The sequence below is a fragment of the Pseudoalteromonas sp. MMG022 genome, from assembly GCF_021654245.1.
Lineage (GTDB): Bacteria > Pseudomonadota > Gammaproteobacteria > Enterobacterales > Alteromonadaceae > Pseudoalteromonas > Pseudoalteromonas amylolytica.
This window is the reverse complement of sequence record NZ_JAKFZQ010000009.1, coordinates 19275-35386: the sequence shown is the minus strand read 5'-3', so window position 1 is coordinate 35386 and position 16112 is coordinate 19275. Positions and strand designations below refer to the sequence as shown.

The following is a 16112-nucleotide window of genomic DNA, read 5'->3' as shown; positions in this document are numbered from 1 at the left end:
ACTTCAAATATGTAAATTAATTACATTTACGTATACACTTAGCCTTGCAAACTATACCGTTGAACCAATGGGAATTCTAATTGTTATGAATAAGCCTTACTATCTACTTGTCGCAATTCTTATGCTAGCTGTGAGCAGCTTTGGAGCACGAGCGAATTCCAATGTAGGCTACTTTGGTTTTGAGCCAGATATCATTACCAATTACATTGGTCAATCAAATAAAAAACTTGGTTATGTGCGCGTAACAGTAGATTTGATGCTAGATGATGTTGGCAATATAGGTGTTGTTGAGCATCACACTCCCTTGCTTAGAGATGCAATAGTACAAATTCTAAGCAAAGAGCCTGAAGAAACCATCAAGTCACTTACAGGCCGTGAAGAAATTCGTCGACGCTGTGCAGATAGACTTAAAAACCTATTAAAAGAAGAAACAGGTGAAGAAATTATCCGTGACGTACTATTCACCAAGTATTTATATCACTAGGCTGTTTTTCGCCTAGGTTGTATGAATGCGATTAACATACCACTGAGCAAGCCAAACAAATGCGCCCAATTTGCCATGCTGATAAAAAATAGCTCGGTAAAGCCAAAAATCATCCATAACAGCATAAACCCAACAATTGGTTTACCAACAATGGGCTCTTGTGTTGGGTGTTTTACGCTGTAAATCCAAGCGAAGCCAAGCAGCGCATAGACCACCCCACTTAACCCGCCAAAGCGACTATCGACCATCAAAAATTGAGCCCAATTGCTAACGAGACTACTGACTATAAAGAGCACAAAAAGGTAGCGCGCACCAGTACGCTGAACTATTTGATGGCCGAGATGCAACCACCAACTGAGGTTGAATACCAGATGTAAAGCACCAAAGTGTAACAGCGCGGGCGTTATCCAGCTCAATGGCGCGTCGGGTTTAAACTGTAGATTGGCGAAAATAGCGTTCGCATCAAATAAATAAAAGCTGCTGAATACGATTAAGCACAATACAAAAATCAGTTTCAAAAACCAATGCAAAGCACTAAAGCGCTGCCAAATATTGAGCTCACTACCGCTGTAGATCAATGCTGAGTTGGTTTGTCCGCTTTGCCACGAAGCGTCTGCATACTTGCGATCATGTGGGTTAGTAACAAAATCCTGCCAAAGAGTTTCGGCTTTTTCCTGATAGGCTTCTGGGACCCACACTTCAACATTAACACCATCGCTGGAGCGCAAACTCACAGATATGCCCTGTGTTTTGAAATAATCAACAGCCCCTTGGACTGCACGAGGATTATTATGCGTCCCTAGTAAAATCATTTGCTTATAAAGTCCGGTAACTCTGAAGCCCACTGAGTAAAGCCACCATCCATGCTATAAACATCTTCAAAGCCTTGCTCAATCAAATAGTTCGCGGCACCTTGAGAGCTGATCCCGTGATAACAGACCACGATGATAGGCTGATCAAACTCTTTTTCTTGCATAAAATGCGCGATATTCGCATTAGATAGGTGCTCCGCGCCGGGAATATGCCCTTGCGAAAAACTGTTCTCATCACGGATATCCGCAATCACAACATCATCACGCTCTAAGAATTGTTTGGTCTGTGCGACAGAAATGTGTTTCATTGACATAAAGTTTACTACTCATAAAATGCAAAAAGGCGACCGATGTCGCCTTTGATATGTAAAATACGGCTACTAATCCCAGTTTAAGATCACTTTGCCTGATTGACCAGAGATCATGGTATCAAAACCAGTCTGGAAATCATCGATATGGAATTGATGGGTAATAATTGGCTCAAGGTTTAACCCTGATTGAATTAAGCTTGCCATCTTATACCAAGTCTCAAACATTTCGCGACCATAAATCCCCTTGATCACTAACCCTTTGAAAATAACTTGGTTCCAATCAACCGCCATATCAGAAGGTGGAATACCTAACATGGCAACCTTACCGCCGTGATTCATGTTATTGAGCATGCTATTGAACGCCACAGGGACACCTGACATTTCTAGGCCGATATCAAACCCTTCGGTCATTCCCAGCTCTTTCATTACATCTTCAAGCTTTTCGTTAGCGACATTAACGGCACGCGTTGCGCCCATTTTGCGCGCCAACTCAAGGCGGTACTCATTCACATCGGTGATCACCACATGACGTGCACCCACATGCTGTGCAACAGCAGCGGCCATGATACCGATTGGACCGGCACCTGTGATTAATACATCCTCACCCACTAAGTCAAACGACAAAGCAGTGTGAACAGCATTACCAAATGGGTCAAAGATTGAAGCCAGTTCATCAGAAATGTTATCTGGGATCTTGAACGCGTTAAAGGCTGGGATCACTAAGTATTCTGCAAACGACCCTTCTCGGTTAACACCAACACCCGTCGTATTACGACATAAATGTACGCGACCTGCTCGACAGTTACGACAGTGACCACACGTGATATGCCCTTCACCAGAGACCCTATCACCAATGTTAAAGCCACGTACTTCTTGGCCCATATCAACCACTTCACCCACATATTCATGACCTACAACCATAGGCGTTGGAATGGTGTTTTGTGCCCATTCATCCCACTTGTAGATATGTACATCGGTGCCACAAATTGCAGTTTTGCGGATTTTAATCAACAGATCGTTGTGCCCTACTTCCGGTTTAGGCGCATCCGTCATCCAAATCCCTGGTTCGGCTTTTAACTTAGATAAAGCTTTCATAATCGTTACTCAAAACAAGGAAGCCACCGCTTCGCTTTAAAATTAAATAATACCCAACTCTTTGCCAATACGAGTGAAGGCAGCAATCGCTTTATCAAGCTGCTCTTGTGTGTGTGCAGCTGAAATTTGAGTACGAATTCTCGCTTGCCCCTTTGGTACGACAGGGAATGAGAAGCCAGTCACGTAAATGCCCTCTGCCAGTAATTTATCAGCCATTTGCGCAGCAACCTTAGCATCACCCAACATCACAGGAATAATAGCGTGATCTTTACCCGCACATGTGAAACCAGCCGCTTCCATATTTTCACGGAAGTACGCGGCATTACGCCACAAGGTATCACGTAACTCTTTACCTTCTTTTAGCATATCTAATACGGCGATTGAGGCTGTGACAATTGATGGTGCCAATGAGTTTGAGAACAAGTACGGACGTGAGCGCTGGCGCAACCAATCAATCACTTCTTTTTTACCTGATGTATAACCACCTGAAGCGCCACCAAGCGCTTTGCCTAAGGTACCCGTGATGATATCAACGCGGTCCATAACACCACAGTATTCAGGTGTACCGCGTCCATTTTCACCTACAAAGCCAACCGCGTGAGAGTCATCAACCATCACCAATGCATCATATTTGTCAGCCAAGTCACATACCGCTTCCAAATTACAGATAACCCCATCCATTGAGAACACGCCATCTGTAGCAATCAGTTTAGTTTTAGCACCTGCTTGTGTTGCAGCAATCAACTGTTGCTCCAAATCAGCCATATCGTTATTAGCATAGCGGAAACGTTTAGCTTTACATAGGCGAACACCATCAATGATAGAGGCATGGTTTAGCGCATCTGAGATGATTGCATCATCAGGGCCTAAAATCGTTTCAAACAAACCCGTATTGGCATCAAAACATGACGAGTACAAGATAGTGTCTTCTGTTTGCAAAAACTCACTGATTTTTGCTTCTAAAGTTTTGTGAATGTTTTGCGTACCACAAATAAAACGAACCGATGCAACACCAAAACCGTGCGCGTCCAAGCCTTGCTTGGCAGCAGCAATAAGGCTTGGATGATTTGCTAATCCCAAATAGTTGTTTGCGCAGAAGTTAATTACTGATTCGCCGCTTTCAACTGCGATTTGCGCTTGTTGAGAAGAAGTGATCACGCGTTCATTTTTATACAAACCTTCAGCTTTTACTTCTTCAAGCTGTTGCTGTAGCTGGCTATAAAAGGCCGATGCTCTCATTTGGAGTCTCCATTATTTGCACGGGTCCCAATGTACACGCCATTTTACCATCACGTGAGAGTGCCTAAGCGTGTACTGGGTCAATCAAACTGGGTTGCTATTGTAAAAGGTTCAACCCGTAAATGCACGGGTTGTGATTATGGTGTGCTAAGTCTTAAAGTAAATACTTATGAGACAAGCGGTAATAACGCCGGGACTTGGCTTAAAGAGGTACACACATGATCAGCTTGACGCTTTGCTTCATCACTGAAGGATTGGCCAGACTCTACCAAAATCGCAAGATTAACTCCCGCGGCTCTGGCAGCTTCAATATCCGACAGCTTATCACCGACCATCACACTTTCACTGACATCAATATCAAACTCAGCGATTGCCTCATTGAGCATACCTGGGCTAGGTTTTCGACAGTCACATTCTTTTTGAAATTCAGGGAGTGCTTTTTCAGGGTGATGCGGACAGTAATAGACCTTACTGATTGTGACTTGATGTTTTGCAAACTCACCACACATCCACTCACTCAATGTGGCAAACTGCTGCTGGTCATAATACCCACGGCCAATGCCTGATTGGTTGGTCACCACAACGATAATATAACCTTGGGCAATAAACTGCTGACAGGCTTCGAATACACCATCAATAAACTCAAAATCTTCGACCTTGTGAACATAGGCATGATCAACATTAATCACGCCATCTCGGTCTAAAAAAATCGCTTTGTTTTGCTGCTTGCTCATAGCTTTTCTGTCTCTACTACATGGTCAAACATTTCAATAACTTGCTCGGTTTGAATTTGCTGCATCAAGTCATCCCCTTTCACGCGTACGCCCCATGGTAATTGCTGCGCCGTTTTGCCTTTTTGCTTGAGCAAGTTTTGATGATACACCTCAACCACATAGTCCTGATACAGATAAGGCCCAGTGCGTTTCGGGTTTGAATGAGCATACAAGCCAATGACTGGCGTACCAACCGTTACAGCCATATGTGCAGGCCCTGTATCAGGCGCTAATACTAAACTTGCCTGTTTTAAAACACACAGTAATACCTTTAACTGGGTTTTGCCCACTAAGTTGGTGATATCACATTGTGCCTGTTGGCAAATCGCGTTGGCCAGCTCTTGCTCTAAGGATGTAGGTCCACCGGTGATCACCACTGAAAACCCTTGTGCAGCCGCATGCTCAGCAACGGCTGCATAGCGCTCACTTAACCAATTGCGCGCCGCTTTACTAGCCGCAGGTGATATCACCAAGACTCTATCATTACACTGTGCCAACAAAGCCGATGCTTGGCGTTCGTCATCTGCAGATACAGGCATATGCCAACTTGGCGTGTCGCATTGAACACCAATGGTGCGAGCAAACTGCTGAAAGCCTTCCAGCACATGCGGCTCGTTTTGTGGCGCAATACGCTTATTGATAAATAAGGAATGCAGCTCTTTGCTACGGCCCTTATCAAAACCAATTTTAAGCTTGGCAGGAATGCATCGAGCGGCAAGGTTAGCACGCAGCGCTACTTGCATGTGTAGCAACACATCAAATTTGCGCCCCTTAAAGGTGCTTTTCAAATTTTGATAAGCCGCTTTACCCTGTTTTTTGTCAAAAACAACAAACTCAACCCCTGGTAAGTCTGCCAATAACATTGCTTCTACTTTGCCTATCACCCAAGTGATCGCAGCATCAGGATAACGCGCTTGAATGGCTTGTACCGCTGCAACAGCATGACATACATCACCTATCGCGGAGAGCCTGAGAATACAAATAGAACGAGGAGGCTGAGACACAAATTTCCTACTTATCAAAAATATTTGCGCCAGATCTTAAATTAATCAATTTGCTTTGCAAGTTTATGGTCAACAAAAAACACGTTACACTTGCAGCAACTTTTAGCCGAATTAACCTGTCGATGAAGATCACCACGACCAACAATCACTACTTATTAACGCCAGATATAAACAAAGATACAATCGATCTAAACTGGTTTGATGCACAATTTTGGCAAGCAAAAAATGCCATTGTTGCCACCAAAGAAGGTCGTTCCACTGCATGGTTTTTTGAGCATCATCAAAAAGTTAATGTACTAAAACACTACTGGCGTGGTGGTTTAGTCGGTAAATTATTATCTGATCAATACCTATATACCGGTTTAAAAAACACCCGTGTGTATCAAGAGTTTGCACTGCTTTGTCAGCTTGAAAAGCTCGGCTTACCTATCTCAAAGCCAGTGGCGGCCAAAATATCTCGAACAGGGCTGGTCTATCGTGGCAGCCTCATTACCGAAGCAGTAAAGGGCGCGCAGAGTCTTTGTGAGCGCTTACGAGCCGAACCTGCCAACCATCTAGCGCTGAAAAAAGTTGCCCAAACGGTTGCGCGCTTTCATCAAGCTGGTGTCTATCATGCTGATTTAAATATTAATAATATTTTGTTTGATGAGTGTGATGAAGTCTATCTCATTGACTTTGACCGAGGCGAGTTAAAAACACCAAGCAGAACATGGCAGCAGGCTAACCTTAGCCGTTTGGAGCGCTCATTCAATAAAGAGGCCGGCAAATGGCCGACCTTTTATTTTACACAAGACGATTGGCTGCTATTACAGCAATCTTATTGGCAAGCGCTACAAAGCTAAGACTTAGCGGTTTTACCAAGCTTGGCTTTTTCTATAATACCAGAGGTTGAACAGCCATCTAAAAAGGCTAACACTTCAACCTGCCCGCCCTGAGCCAACACATGATCGGCTCCTGCAATTTCTGATACTTTATAGTCACCGCCCTTAACTAGGATATCTGGGCTTATCTGCTCAATCAGCTTCGCAGGGGTGTCGTTTTCAGCCTCGCTTCCAAATGGGATCACCCAATCCACTGACGCCAAAGCGCTCAACACCATAGCGCGCTCTTTTAACGCGTTGATGGGTCTTTGTGGACCCTTTAAGCGCGTGATTGACTCATCATTATTCAGGCCAACCACAAGTCTGTCGCCCATGCTTTTGGCTTGAGCTAAATAACGAACATGACCTGCATGTAAAATATCGAAGCAACCATTGGTAAATACTATCTTCTCACCGTTTTGCTTGGCAAATGCAATGTGTTTGAATACATCATCAAACGGGGTTTGATAATGCTCACCGGTTTGACGTAGATACTGCCCCATTTTACGGCTTAGCTCTTCGGGTGATACGGTTGCAGCACCTAGCTTACTTACCGCAATGCCCGCTGCGATATTAGCCACTTCAACAGCATCTTTAGGGGCCATTCCCGCGCCTAGCATAGTCGTCAGCGTTGCAATAACGGTATCTCCCGCACCTGTCACATCGCTCACTTCGAGTACCTGCGCTGGAAAGTCGTGCTTCTGCGTTGCACAAATAAGTGACATGCCCTGCTCAGATCGAGTTAAGAGCATAGCACCAATACCATGCTCGGCAATGAGTTGTCGCGCGCTGTCTGTTAATTCTTGCTCGCTACCAACCTTGCCACCGGCTAATTTAAATTCGTTGAGGTTTGGCGTTATATAATCCGCTCCACGATACAACGATAAATCACTAGACTTAGGGTCAATTAAAACCGTTTTACCCGCAGCCTTTGCTAATGCGATCATGTCTTTAATCGCACTCAAAGCACCTTTGTTATAATCTGAAAACAAAACAAAATCATAATCATCAAGCACTTGCTCTAAGCGCGCTAGCAATAGACGGCTGTGTTGTTCACTGAACGTTTCTTCTAAATCTAAACGCACAACCTGCTGATGGCGGCTGATGACACGCATTTTGGCAATGGTCGGTAATTCTTCGACCGTTACTAACTGTGAAGCAATCTTCTCGCTTTCTAAGATCCTAGTCAGCGATACGCCATTGTCGTCTTCACCAATCAGTCCTAACAAGCCCACCTGACCATCCAAATGAGCAATGTTCTTCGCAACGTTTGCTGCACCACCCGCTTTGTCTTCCAAGCTACTTACCTTAACCACAGGCACAGGCGCTTCGGGTGAAATCCGCCCAGTATCACCATGCCAGTAGCGGTCCAGCATCACGTCGCCAACCACCAAAATCCGTGCTTGGTTTAGCTTTTGTAAACGAGAAAACTCCATTACTGTTGCTCCGCTACCAACATATCTACCGCTTCACACAGCCAGTGTCCAATAAACATGTGTGCTTCTTGGATACGCGCTGTTTCATCGTTTTTAATGATGATGGGTAATTTAGCGATATTTTTAACTTCACCGCCATCACGGCCGGTCAATGCGACAGTATTCGCGCCAATTTCGTTTGCAGCTGTCAAAGCAAGATTAATGTTGGCGCTGGTGCCTGAGGTAGTCAGACCAATGACTAAATCTTCAGGTTTACATAATGCCTGCACTTGTCGCTCAAATACCGTATCAAAGTGATAGTCATTACTATGTGCGGTCAAAATAGAGGTATCCGTTGTCAACGCAATGGACGCAAGCGGCCCACGTTCCAGTTTATATCGCACCACAAACTCAGCAGCCAAATGCTGAGCGTCAGCTGCGCTGCCACCATTACCAAACCAGATCACCTTGCCGCCTTTGGCCAAAGTACTGTGACAAGCTTCTAACAGTCTTAGGCATTCTTCATGGTAATTTGCCATGGTTTCAAATAATGTCTGATGGCGCTCAAGACTCGCTAAATAACTCTGTTGAATGTGTTCATTTTGCGACATATTCATTCCTATATTACCGCTTTTGGGTATAACTTCTTAAACTTAATCGTATTTTACCAGTATACATTGAGCGACAGCCAAGTATAACTTTCACCGAATACATCTTTACCAACACTTAATGTGGTTTCAACGTGGCGACCTTCAATAATTTGGCTGTTACTGAGCTCAAGCGCACGCGCTTGTTCGTAGTCTGCCCCAACTTGGTCAAACTCATTCACATAGCCGCTCTGGTTATCTATCTGCGTATATTTCAGGCGCCACATACTGCTGTGATCGCTACTGTACGTCGCCTCGAGTGTATGTACTTTGCTTGGAGCTGCATCACCAAATACCCGTTGATCCGCTGCAAAATGACCCACCACAAAGCCTTTGTTAGTGTTGCCCGCTGTGGGATATATCTCATTCACGTACCATAAGCTGTGCATATTGGTATATTCGTAGCGTAACGTTGTAGCCTGAGTTAACTGAGGTAGGTACACCCCAAAGCTTGCTGCAGTATTACCAAACTGAACGTTGCTGTGGTTTTTAGTATCTTCGCCACCGTATTCAAAATACCACTCAATGGGGGTATAAAAATTGGTTTGTAATGTGCTGGTGAGCGTTGCCCACTGGTCTCCCAACTCATCATCTTGGCTCAAGCCATTCCCTTTGTTGTCATTCCCAGAGGGGTCAAAATAGGCTTTAAGTACATCACTTGTGCCAACTTCACGTGGGCCACCACCAAATTGCATCATACGGTTCAAACCGATTGTCCAGCCTTCAATGGGCTCAATGCTAAAATGGGTTCCCGCAAGTTTAGGCGAACCATCGTGCAATTGACCTTGGTAGACGATGCCCTGCTCTTGGCGGTCTAGCTCTGAATAAAACAACTCAAAGTCAAAGTTCCACCAATTTTTAAGTGGTGCAATCAAACCCAGCGATACCGACGCCGAAGGCTTTGCATTGTTCGAGTATACTTGTGCAAAGCTCTTAAATGGTGAAAACCAATGCTCCTTGTAGCCTAGGTTTAGCTGAAAAGTGTCTCCCGCCAAAGCATAAAATGTGTTGTATGGTACTAAATCCCCTTGGCGTACTCGATAATCCATACCAACTTGTAACAAGGAGTTGCTGCTACCACGCCATACGCCATCAAGTGACAGTTCCGCGTATTCACCCGAAATGTTACCTCTATCGTTCGCCAATTTCACTTGTGTGCCAGAGTCGTATCTAAGTTTAACGCCCTGTCTGACGATCTCGTCTTGTCCTTGGAATTTTTTTAACCGTTCGCGAATATGGCGATAAAGCGGTTCGTCAATTCTGCGCAGCTTTTGAAGCGCAATATTTACCTCGCTGATCCGATAGGGCTTTGCCATTGGCACGCCATTGGTCAGCGCAAACATACGGTCTATCTGATATTCTAATAACGTGTCTTTTGAGATAGGTAAATAGGCAGTTGGTGCACTATAACTAAAACACGAAAACACCAGCGCGAACGCTGCGACACAGGACGAGAGTTTTAACGACATAAAATAACAGCTGTTAAGTGGATAAAAGTGAAAGCATGTTAGCAAATAACTGTGCTACTCGCACGGTCTCAAATGTGTAATTTTGTTATAGTATTTCACTATATGCGCTGAACAGGCTAAAATGGCGTTTTAAATCGCTACCAAGGTGCTATGACCCGTTTACTTTACTCTCTTACGCTCGCGTTATTGAGCCCGCTTATTTTACTGTATCTATATGTTGTTCGTGGTAAGAAAAATACTGGCTATAAGCAACACTTTGCAGAACGTTTGGGCATATATGATACCCAGCGAGTAGTAAAGCAACCTGTGGTGTTTCATTGCGCCTCTGTGGGCGAAGTCCTCGCCGCTACGCCGCTGATAAAAAGGTTTATCCAGACCCATCCAAGCGAGTCAGTGATGGTCACGTGTAACACGCCCACCGGCCGAGCACAAATTTCACAAAGTATTGGCCACGACATAGCTATATGTTACTTGCCCATCGACTTTTACTTTGCCAGCAAGCGATTTATAAAACGTTTTCAGCCCAAGTTGTTGGTTGTATTAGAAACGGAGCTGTGGCCAAATGTGTTCACCCATGCCAAGCAAGCAAATTGTTCCGTGTGCGTTATCAATGCACGACTCTCCGAAAAGTCTTTTCGCGGCTATCAAAAGTTCCCAAACATAAGCCGCTGGATAATGGCATCGATTGACGCGCTTGCCAGCCACAATGAGCAAGATGCACAGCGCTTTATCGCATTGGGACTGACTGAAGAAAAAGTTACAGTAACGGGCTCTATCAAGTTTGATATTCAGCCCAATGACGCAGATATTAAAGCAGCAAAGCAGCTCAAGGCTGAATTTTCTGGCCGCCCAATTTGGGTGGCAGGCTCCACACACCCCAATGAACATGAGCACGTTTTGGCTGCCCACAAACAGGTATTGCAATCTCATCCCGACGCCTTACTGATCATAGCGCCACGTCACCCCGAGCAATTTGATAAGGTTGCAGCCCTACTCGCCAGTTCCGGTCTAACTTACTGTCGTCGCAGCCAAACATTTGACCGCCAAAGTCAGGTGCTGCTCGCTGATACGCTAGGTGAGCTTAAGATGTTATTTGGCTGTGCTGACATTGCTTATATTGGCGGCAGTTTAATAGCACGCGGTGGCCATAACCCACTTGAAGCCGCTGCATTCGCAGTGCCAGTGCTAAGTGGTCCACATACCTATAACTTTGCACATATTTACCCAGAGCTACTAACGTTAAAAGGTGCTACCACAGTGGCGAGTCAAGAACAACTAGCACAGCGCGTGTGTGCGCTATTAACAGACGAGTCTCAACGTCAAAAGCAAGGCCAACTGGCGCTACAGTGCCTCAAGCAAAACCAAGGCGCGGTTGAGAAAACATTAGACTTATTAAACAGGCAACTAAACTAGAGCGATATCGACCATGACAACATCTTCTTTAAGCCCGCAGCAAATCATGCAAAATTGGGTCAGCTCAGTCATTGTGAAATTTAACTTTTGCCCGTTTGCACGCCAAGAAGTGGAGCAAAACGCGATTCATTATCGCGTTTCAACGGCTGTCAGCCATGACGATGCTGTGATGGACATGTTAGACGAATGTGCAGCCATGAATGACGACACAGGCAAAGAAACCGCTTTACTGATTTTTACTGAAGGTTTTGGAGAGTTTGACGACTTTTTGGATTTAGTCGATTTGGCCAATGCCATGATTGCAGTACAAGGTTATGAAGGCACTTATCAAATCGCAAACTTCCACCCAGACTACGTATTTGCCGACAGTGACGAAGACGACGCGGCAAACTATACCAATAGAGCGCCCTATCCAACATTGCATATCATTCGTGAACAAAGCATGGCCGAGGCATTAGACAGTTACGATGAACCTGAGAGTATTCCCGAGCACAATATTCGTCTGGCAAGACGAAAAGGTGAAGCTTTTTGGCAGCAATTACTGAGAAATTGCTATAAAAAATAACAATGGACGTTATGCTAACACGACACAAATGATTTAAAAGAAGATAACGGGGCATTGCTTTGCCCCGTTAGTGAGCCTTTACTTTTTCACCCAGCTGCCATTCACTTTAACATAGTGCCCTTTAGCCGTTTTCTCGATGGCTTTTTTACCCGCCAGTGCCTCCACCTGAGACAAACTGATGCCGTTTTTCTTCGCCAATTGTTGATACTTGGCTTTACGCTTGGCGTTTACATCATCTATCAGGGCCTGTACCTGAGCATTGCTGCTAACCGCAGCTAAGTAGCCACTTGCCGTTTCACCAACCAGACCTTGGTTTTTCGCGCTGTCTAAGCTCAGTGCCCAAGCCGAAAACGCCATACTAAGGGCTGTGAATGTCACTAATAATTTGCTCGCTTTCATGTTTCTCTCCCTTAGAATAGTTCGCTGTCATCGCTGAATAAATCATCAAGTTCTTTGTCAACTTTAACGCGGATCTCATGATCCACTTTGACGTTCAAATTGATTGTGATTGGCTCTTTGGTCTCAACCTGTACCTTGTGAGTACAGGCGCTTAGACACAAAAAGCTCACCAGTATTAGGGTCCATTTCATGGGCTTTGCTCCTGTTTAGTTAAAGCGTCTTCCACTTTTTGGGTTATCTCGTCGCTCAGCCGCAACGCCCTAAAAAGCGTAAATATGTTCTCTTGGTGTGTGTAGTTAAAGTTCACAGGCTGTGCCTGGGCTTTGTTCTCACCGACAATCTGTACCCCCAAGGTCAACCAACCATCGGAGGTTAGCACCACATCGCTACTCAGCGTATCTATTGTGAGGTCATCCAAAACCCCAATGACCGACTCAAGGCTTGGTTGCTGCGTTTTAAGTGCTTCAATTGAAGCATTTTGTGCAACCTTGAGATTGCCAACCCCAGCATTGAACAGTTTGCCCTGCTCAATGCTCACGGTTCCATTTTCAATACTTACCGGAAATATCCCTGATACTCTACCACTGAGTTCAACACCTGCATCTCTTCCTGCTTGCGCGAGTAATGCTAAATCAAGCGCCTGAGCCTTGAGCTGTAACTGCTGCGGTGCACTCGATAGCTTAAGCAACGCTAAGTGAACTTGACCATCAAACACCTGCGCAGTTAGGTCATGTAATTGCGCTAAGTTGTCCTCTACTTGCAACTGTGCAGACACATTCGTGAGCACCACACCTGAGCGTACCTGCCCTACGGTCACCTTAGAGTCCGCTATATTAATCTTACCTGAACTAAACTGACCACTAATTTGTGTATTAATATCATCAATATAATGAGTGTCATACAGAGCTGATACCGCGTCGAACTGTGCTTTAAAGTCACCGGTTTGTAGGTTTAAATCCCCATTCGCCACAATGCTTACATTCCCTTCACTCAGCTGAAGCTGAGGGATAAGTTGCGCTAATATCGGTTGTAGCTTAGTCACAGGCTTAGCACTTACCACTAACTGATAAGGGTGCGCTTGTGGCGAATACTGGTGTTTTAAAACTCCCTCCATACCCGCAGCTTGGATATAATGCTCAAACGCGCCGCCACGACTTTGCTGTACCTTGCTATCAATGTGAATATCGTTTATTGCGAGTTTAGGTAACTGTAACTGTGCCAACCTTGTTTGCCCCGAGAGCGCAGAGAAGATTTCACCATGTGTTAAATCACTACTCACGGTAAATTTGGATGTAAGCCCGCTCAGCTGTTTGTCGGTGTGAGTGACCTTATCTACGTTAAGCTCACTGTCTAACGTCAATTGCTGATCCGCGCTAAGTTTTGCATTCACTTCAAGCCGATTATGCTTGCTATGACCGTCCGTAAATTTAAGCTCCGGTGCGGTTATCTTTGCCCTTGCCTCACCACTTAGCGTATCAGTAAAGTCAAGCGCGCCTTCAATATCTAACTGACCTGAACTTATTTCAACCCCACTCACTGACGCGCTTTCAATACCGCCCTTAGCCACCAGTGACAATGTGCGAACAGCAGACCCCATCACAAGTTTAACGCTACCCTCAAGCTGGCTGTTTTGGTGTTCAAACGCCACAAAAGGTAAATGCTCACTTTGGTACATTAGCTGGCTATCTACGTACAATTCGCTATTTTGATAGCGCAATGTACCATCAAGTGACGCCTTCCCGAGTAGCTTAGTGTTGTGAGCAAATGTTAATTCGCTTTTAAATTGCTTATCCTGTATTTGTGCTTGTAACTTTTGTAACACCAACACACTACTTTGCGCGTTAGTGCGTAAAAGAACTTCTTGTGTTTCGATGCGACCATCCTGAAAATTAATCGGCGTAGGCAAAGCCAACGTCCATGGCTCACCCACCAGCACTTCAAACTGCTCTCTATAATTTTTTGGCAACAGGGTATCGCACTCCTGTGGGGTAAAAGTAGTAGTTAAACCCGAAGCATCGGTGATAACTTTTTGGCTGTTGAGCGCCACATTCAGTTGGATTGTTCCTGTACTTTGCAGCGGCAACTGGCAGCCTTGGTTGGGAATATTAGCAGCCAGTTTTGGCGCGACACTTACCGTTGCATGCTCTCCTTGAAATACCACATCTGCATCACCGGTAAACGAGGTAACAAAATCAGGCAAGAGTCCTTGCAGCACAGGGCTTTGTAAATCAACGTTGGCCTGAACTTCACTGGGTTGAACATGTACATCGGCAATAACATCCCCCAACAGCGAAAAGTGATTCGCTTTACGCTCTGTTAAAGAAGCGTTGATTTGTCCACCCCACGGAGCGCCTTCAATACTGATATGCTCGATATGAAGCAAAGGTCTGTTTGGCAAAGGCAGAGCAAGGGGTGTAAAACGCATCGGTTGCTGTGATTGCTGTGTCTGTTTTAACCGAGCGTCTAGCTGAGAAATATAAACATCAGAGCGTGTCGCATTAATATCGCGCAAATTAACCGCAAAAGTCTCTGCGGTTAAACACAATGATTCAATATGGATTGCACGCCAACTGCCGAATGACCAATCTAAACAACTCAATTGCAAGTTGTATGGTTGCAAATAATGGTTAGCAAGCTTAGTGCTCAATGGTTGTCGTGCAATGTACAGGCTTAAAAGTAAGCCACACACCACCACGAACAGCCATTTTAACCACCTAAAGATCATATAGTTGCAATCCAAACATCATTAATTTCATGTGCTAATAATAAAGGAAAATGCCACCGCTGTGGCAAACTAATTGTAATAAGTTGTAGCTGCTTATGAGTCTGGAATATCGTATTACATAGTCAAGCAGATAAAAGAATAATGCTTTATACTAGCCTAATACTTAAGCACCGACAGGTGCATTTTCTAATACGAAACGGCCTACGCCACCAACATATATCCTTGCTATGATGATGAACAAAACAATACTGACCCTCTTACTTTCTCTGATAACTTTGTGTGTACACGCTAAAGAAGAGCAAGAGCCACCTCCGCTCAATCCCGCATATTATGGGGAGCACCCTATGGTTTTAATTAATCAGGGCGCGGGAATTTATGCCCTGAACCTACCACGCTATCAATTTCCAAATAATGTCCAGGTGGTATATAAAATTGAAACCCCAGGGGTGGCATTTCTTAGCTTGGTGCGAGATGCTGAACTGGTCACCATTAAACCTAAAAAGTTTAATATTGAACGCTTAATGCGTGGTGAGGAGTTAGAAGTAAAAGCGGATGTTTACAGCGGCCACTTTGCCGACGGTGGCAGCCAAATGCATGAGAATTTTCCGATTGTATTTAGTAAAAAGCTTTACTCCCGCGTACTCACGGATTTAACCCCCTCGTCGCAATGGCAAGAATACGACGCCATCCCGATATCTGAAGATGGCAATATGTATATTCATAAAATTCAACAGTCTCCGAGCTTCAACCACCTTATTTATGTGGATCTGACCAGCGCCTGTATGCAAAAGTTTCGCACTTCAAAGCGCGTGCCCCCGCACAGTGAGCTGACCTTAAAGTTCGTCAACTGTGGCTCGCTCAAACCATTGTTTTACGATACGCAGGGGTTGGAATAACCTCG

Annotated in this window: 17 protein-coding genes; 5 read left to right on the top strand and 12 right to left on the bottom strand. The window is 44.8% G+C overall.

Translation table 11 applies throughout. From position 1 onward, the window contains the following. The first annotated feature begins 85 nt into the window (after positions 1-85). Positions 86-484: a flagellar basal body-associated protein FliL gene (locus L1070_RS10190; protein WP_237125476.1), complete on the top strand. Its 399-nt coding sequence runs from the start codon at positions 86-88 to the stop codon at positions 482-484. Here L1070_RS10190 and glpG read toward each other — a convergent pair. From glpG to L1070_RS10160, 6 genes are all read right to left on the bottom strand, one after another. Continuing rightward, the gene (gene glpG, locus L1070_RS10185; RefSeq protein ID WP_070983952.1) at positions 481-1296 is read right to left on the bottom strand and encodes a rhomboid family intramembrane serine protease GlpG; all 816 of its coding nucleotides are present in this window, start codon (positions 1294-1296) and stop codon (positions 481-483) included. The two genes, L1070_RS10190 and glpG, sit on opposite strands and share 4 nt — an antisense overlap. Continuing rightward, positions 1293-1610, bottom strand: coding sequence for a thiosulfate sulfurtransferase GlpE (glpE, locus tag L1070_RS10180; RefSeq protein WP_237125475.1), 318 nt, complete (start codon positions 1608-1610; stop codon positions 1293-1295). Before glpE ends, glpG begins: the two co-directional genes overlap by 4 nt. Before the next feature lie 66 nt (positions 1611-1676). Further along, a complete protein-coding gene (tdh, locus tag L1070_RS10175) occupies positions 1677-2702 on the bottom strand; it encodes an L-threonine 3-dehydrogenase (RefSeq protein WP_237125474.1) in 1026 nt (341 codons plus the stop codon). A 42-nt stretch (positions 2703-2744) separates the two neighbouring features. Beyond that, entirely contained in the window at positions 2745-3941 is a 1197-nt protein-coding gene (locus L1070_RS10170) for a glycine C-acetyltransferase (protein ID WP_070983949.1), read from the bottom strand. Between the two features lie 167 nt (positions 3942-4108). Further along, the gene (gmhB, locus tag L1070_RS10165; protein WP_237125473.1) at positions 4109-4675 is read right to left on the bottom strand and encodes a D-glycero-beta-D-manno-heptose 1,7-bisphosphate 7-phosphatase; all 567 of its coding nucleotides are present in this window, start codon (positions 4673-4675) and stop codon (positions 4109-4111) included. Continuing rightward, positions 4672-5718, bottom strand: coding sequence for a glycosyltransferase family 9 protein (locus L1070_RS10160; protein WP_237125472.1), 1047 nt, complete (start codon positions 5716-5718; stop codon positions 4672-4674). Before L1070_RS10160 ends, gmhB begins: the two co-directional genes overlap by 4 nt. Before the next feature lie 65 nt (positions 5719-5783). On the opposite strand from L1070_RS10160, the gene L1070_RS10155 reads away from it, so the two are divergent. Then, positions 5784-6560 carry a 3-deoxy-D-manno-octulosonic acid kinase gene (locus L1070_RS10155; RefSeq protein WP_237125471.1) on the top strand — a complete coding sequence of 259 codons (777 nt, stop codon included), beginning with the start codon at positions 5784-5786 and terminating at the stop codon, positions 6558-6560. Here L1070_RS10155 and hldE read toward each other — a convergent pair. Genes hldE through L1070_RS10140 form a run of 3 tightly spaced genes read right to left on the bottom strand, consistent with a single transcriptional unit; the run spans position 6557 to position 10109 of the window. Continuing rightward, positions 6557-8014: a bifunctional D-glycero-beta-D-manno-heptose-7-phosphate kinase/D-glycero-beta-D-manno-heptose 1-phosphate adenylyltransferase HldE gene (gene hldE, locus L1070_RS10150; RefSeq protein WP_237125470.1), complete on the bottom strand. Its 1458-nt coding sequence runs from the start codon at positions 8012-8014 to the stop codon at positions 6557-6559. The two genes, L1070_RS10155 and hldE, sit on opposite strands and share 4 nt — an antisense overlap. Beyond that, on the bottom strand, positions 8014-8604 hold the full coding sequence (locus L1070_RS10145; RefSeq protein ID WP_237125469.1) for an SIS domain-containing protein: 591 nt from the start codon (positions 8602-8604) through the stop codon (positions 8014-8016). Before L1070_RS10145 ends, hldE begins: the two co-directional genes overlap by 1 nt. Positions 8605-8657: 53 nt before the next feature. Next, positions 8658-10109, bottom strand: a complete 1452-nt coding sequence (locus tag L1070_RS10140) for a capsule assembly Wzi family protein (protein WP_237125468.1) — start codon at positions 10107-10109, stop codon at positions 8658-8660. A gap of 150 nt (positions 10110-10259) precedes the next feature. Here L1070_RS10140 and waaA point away from each other — a divergent pair, with 150 nt between their 5' ends. Together waaA and L1070_RS10130 are read left to right on the top strand one after the other, a co-directional pair. Then, positions 10260-11522, top strand: coding sequence for a lipid IV(A) 3-deoxy-D-manno-octulosonic acid transferase (gene waaA, locus L1070_RS10135; RefSeq protein WP_237125467.1), 1263 nt, complete (start codon positions 10260-10262; stop codon positions 11520-11522). 13 nt (positions 11523-11535) lie between these two features. Then, complete coding sequence (locus L1070_RS10130; RefSeq protein ID WP_237125466.1) at positions 11536-12087, top strand: DUF1415 domain-containing protein; 552 nt, start codon at positions 11536-11538, stop codon at positions 12085-12087. 78 nt (positions 12088-12165) lie between these two features. Here L1070_RS10130 and L1070_RS10125 read toward each other — a convergent pair whose 3' ends face one another. From L1070_RS10125 to L1070_RS10115, 3 genes are read right to left on the bottom strand one after another with little or no spacing between them, the layout of a single operon-like run. Continuing rightward, positions 12166-12486, bottom strand: a complete 321-nt coding sequence (locus L1070_RS10125; protein ID WP_070983941.1) for a YdbL family protein — start codon at positions 12484-12486, stop codon at positions 12166-12168. A gap of 11 nt (positions 12487-12497) precedes the next feature. Continuing rightward, positions 12498-12677: a YnbE family lipoprotein gene (locus L1070_RS10120; protein WP_070983940.1), complete on the bottom strand. Its 180-nt coding sequence runs from the start codon at positions 12675-12677 to the stop codon at positions 12498-12500. Next, complete coding sequence (locus L1070_RS10115; protein WP_237125465.1) at positions 12674-15211, bottom strand: YdbH domain-containing protein; 2538 nt, start codon at positions 15209-15211, stop codon at positions 12674-12676. Before L1070_RS10115 ends, L1070_RS10120 begins: the two co-directional genes overlap by 4 nt. Before the next feature lie 233 nt (positions 15212-15444). Between L1070_RS10115 and L1070_RS10110 the strand changes: the two genes are divergently transcribed. Beyond that, positions 15445-16107 (top strand): hypothetical protein, encoded by a 663-nt coding sequence (locus L1070_RS10110; protein WP_237125464.1) that lies wholly within the window; start codon positions 15445-15447, stop codon positions 16105-16107. Positions 16108-16112 lie beyond the last annotated feature (5 nt).

Excerpts from the sequence above, each read along its gene's own strand:
- L1070_RS10145 (WP_237125469.1), bottom strand. The coding sequence starts at position 8,604 with ATGTCGCAAAATGAACACATTCAACAGAGTTATTTAGCGAGTCTTGAG.
- tdh (WP_237125474.1), bottom strand. The coding sequence starts at position 2,702 with ATGAAAGCTTTATCTAAGTTAAAAGCCGAACCAGGGATTTGGATGACG.
- L1070_RS10110 (WP_237125464.1), top strand. The coding sequence starts at position 15,445 with ATGAACAAAACAATACTGACCCTCTTACTTTCTCTGATAACTTTGTGT.
- L1070_RS10190 (WP_237125476.1), top strand. The coding sequence starts at position 86 with ATGAATAAGCCTTACTATCTACTTGTCGCAATTCTTATGCTAGCTGTG.
- L1070_RS10120 (WP_070983940.1), bottom strand. The coding sequence starts at position 12,677 with ATGAAATGGACCCTAATACTGGTGAGCTTTTTGTGTCTAAGCGCCTGT.
- L1070_RS10170 (WP_070983949.1), bottom strand. The coding sequence starts at position 3,941 with ATGAGAGCATCGGCCTTTTATAGCCAGCTACAGCAACAGCTTGAAGAA.
- glpE (WP_237125475.1), bottom strand. The coding sequence starts at position 1,610 with ATGTCAATGAAACACATTTCTGTCGCACAGACCAAACAATTCTTAGAG.
- hldE (WP_237125470.1), bottom strand. The coding sequence starts at position 8,014 with ATGGAGTTTTCTCGTTTACAAAAGCTAAACCAAGCACGGATTTTGGTG.
- L1070_RS10130 (WP_237125466.1), top strand. The coding sequence starts at position 11,536 with ATGACAACATCTTCTTTAAGCCCGCAGCAAATCATGCAAAATTGGGTC.
- L1070_RS10140 (WP_237125468.1), bottom strand. The coding sequence starts at position 10,109 with ATGTCGTTAAAACTCTCGTCCTGTGTCGCAGCGTTCGCGCTGGTGTTT.
- L1070_RS10115 (WP_237125465.1), bottom strand. The coding sequence starts at position 15,211 with ATGATCTTTAGGTGGTTAAAATGGCTGTTCGTGGTGGTGTGTGGCTTA.
- gmhB (WP_237125473.1), bottom strand. The coding sequence starts at position 4,675 with ATGAGCAAGCAGCAAAACAAAGCGATTTTTTTAGACCGAGATGGCGTG.
- L1070_RS10125 (WP_070983941.1), bottom strand. The coding sequence starts at position 12,486 with ATGAAAGCGAGCAAATTATTAGTGACATTCACAGCCCTTAGTATGGCG.
- L1070_RS10155 (WP_237125471.1), top strand. The coding sequence starts at position 5,784 with ATGGTCAACAAAAAACACGTTACACTTGCAGCAACTTTTAGCCGAATT.
- glpG (WP_070983952.1), bottom strand. The coding sequence starts at position 1,296 with ATGATTTTACTAGGGACGCATAATAATCCTCGTGCAGTCCAAGGGGCT.
- waaA (WP_237125467.1), top strand. The coding sequence starts at position 10,260 with ATGACCCGTTTACTTTACTCTCTTACGCTCGCGTTATTGAGCCCGCTT.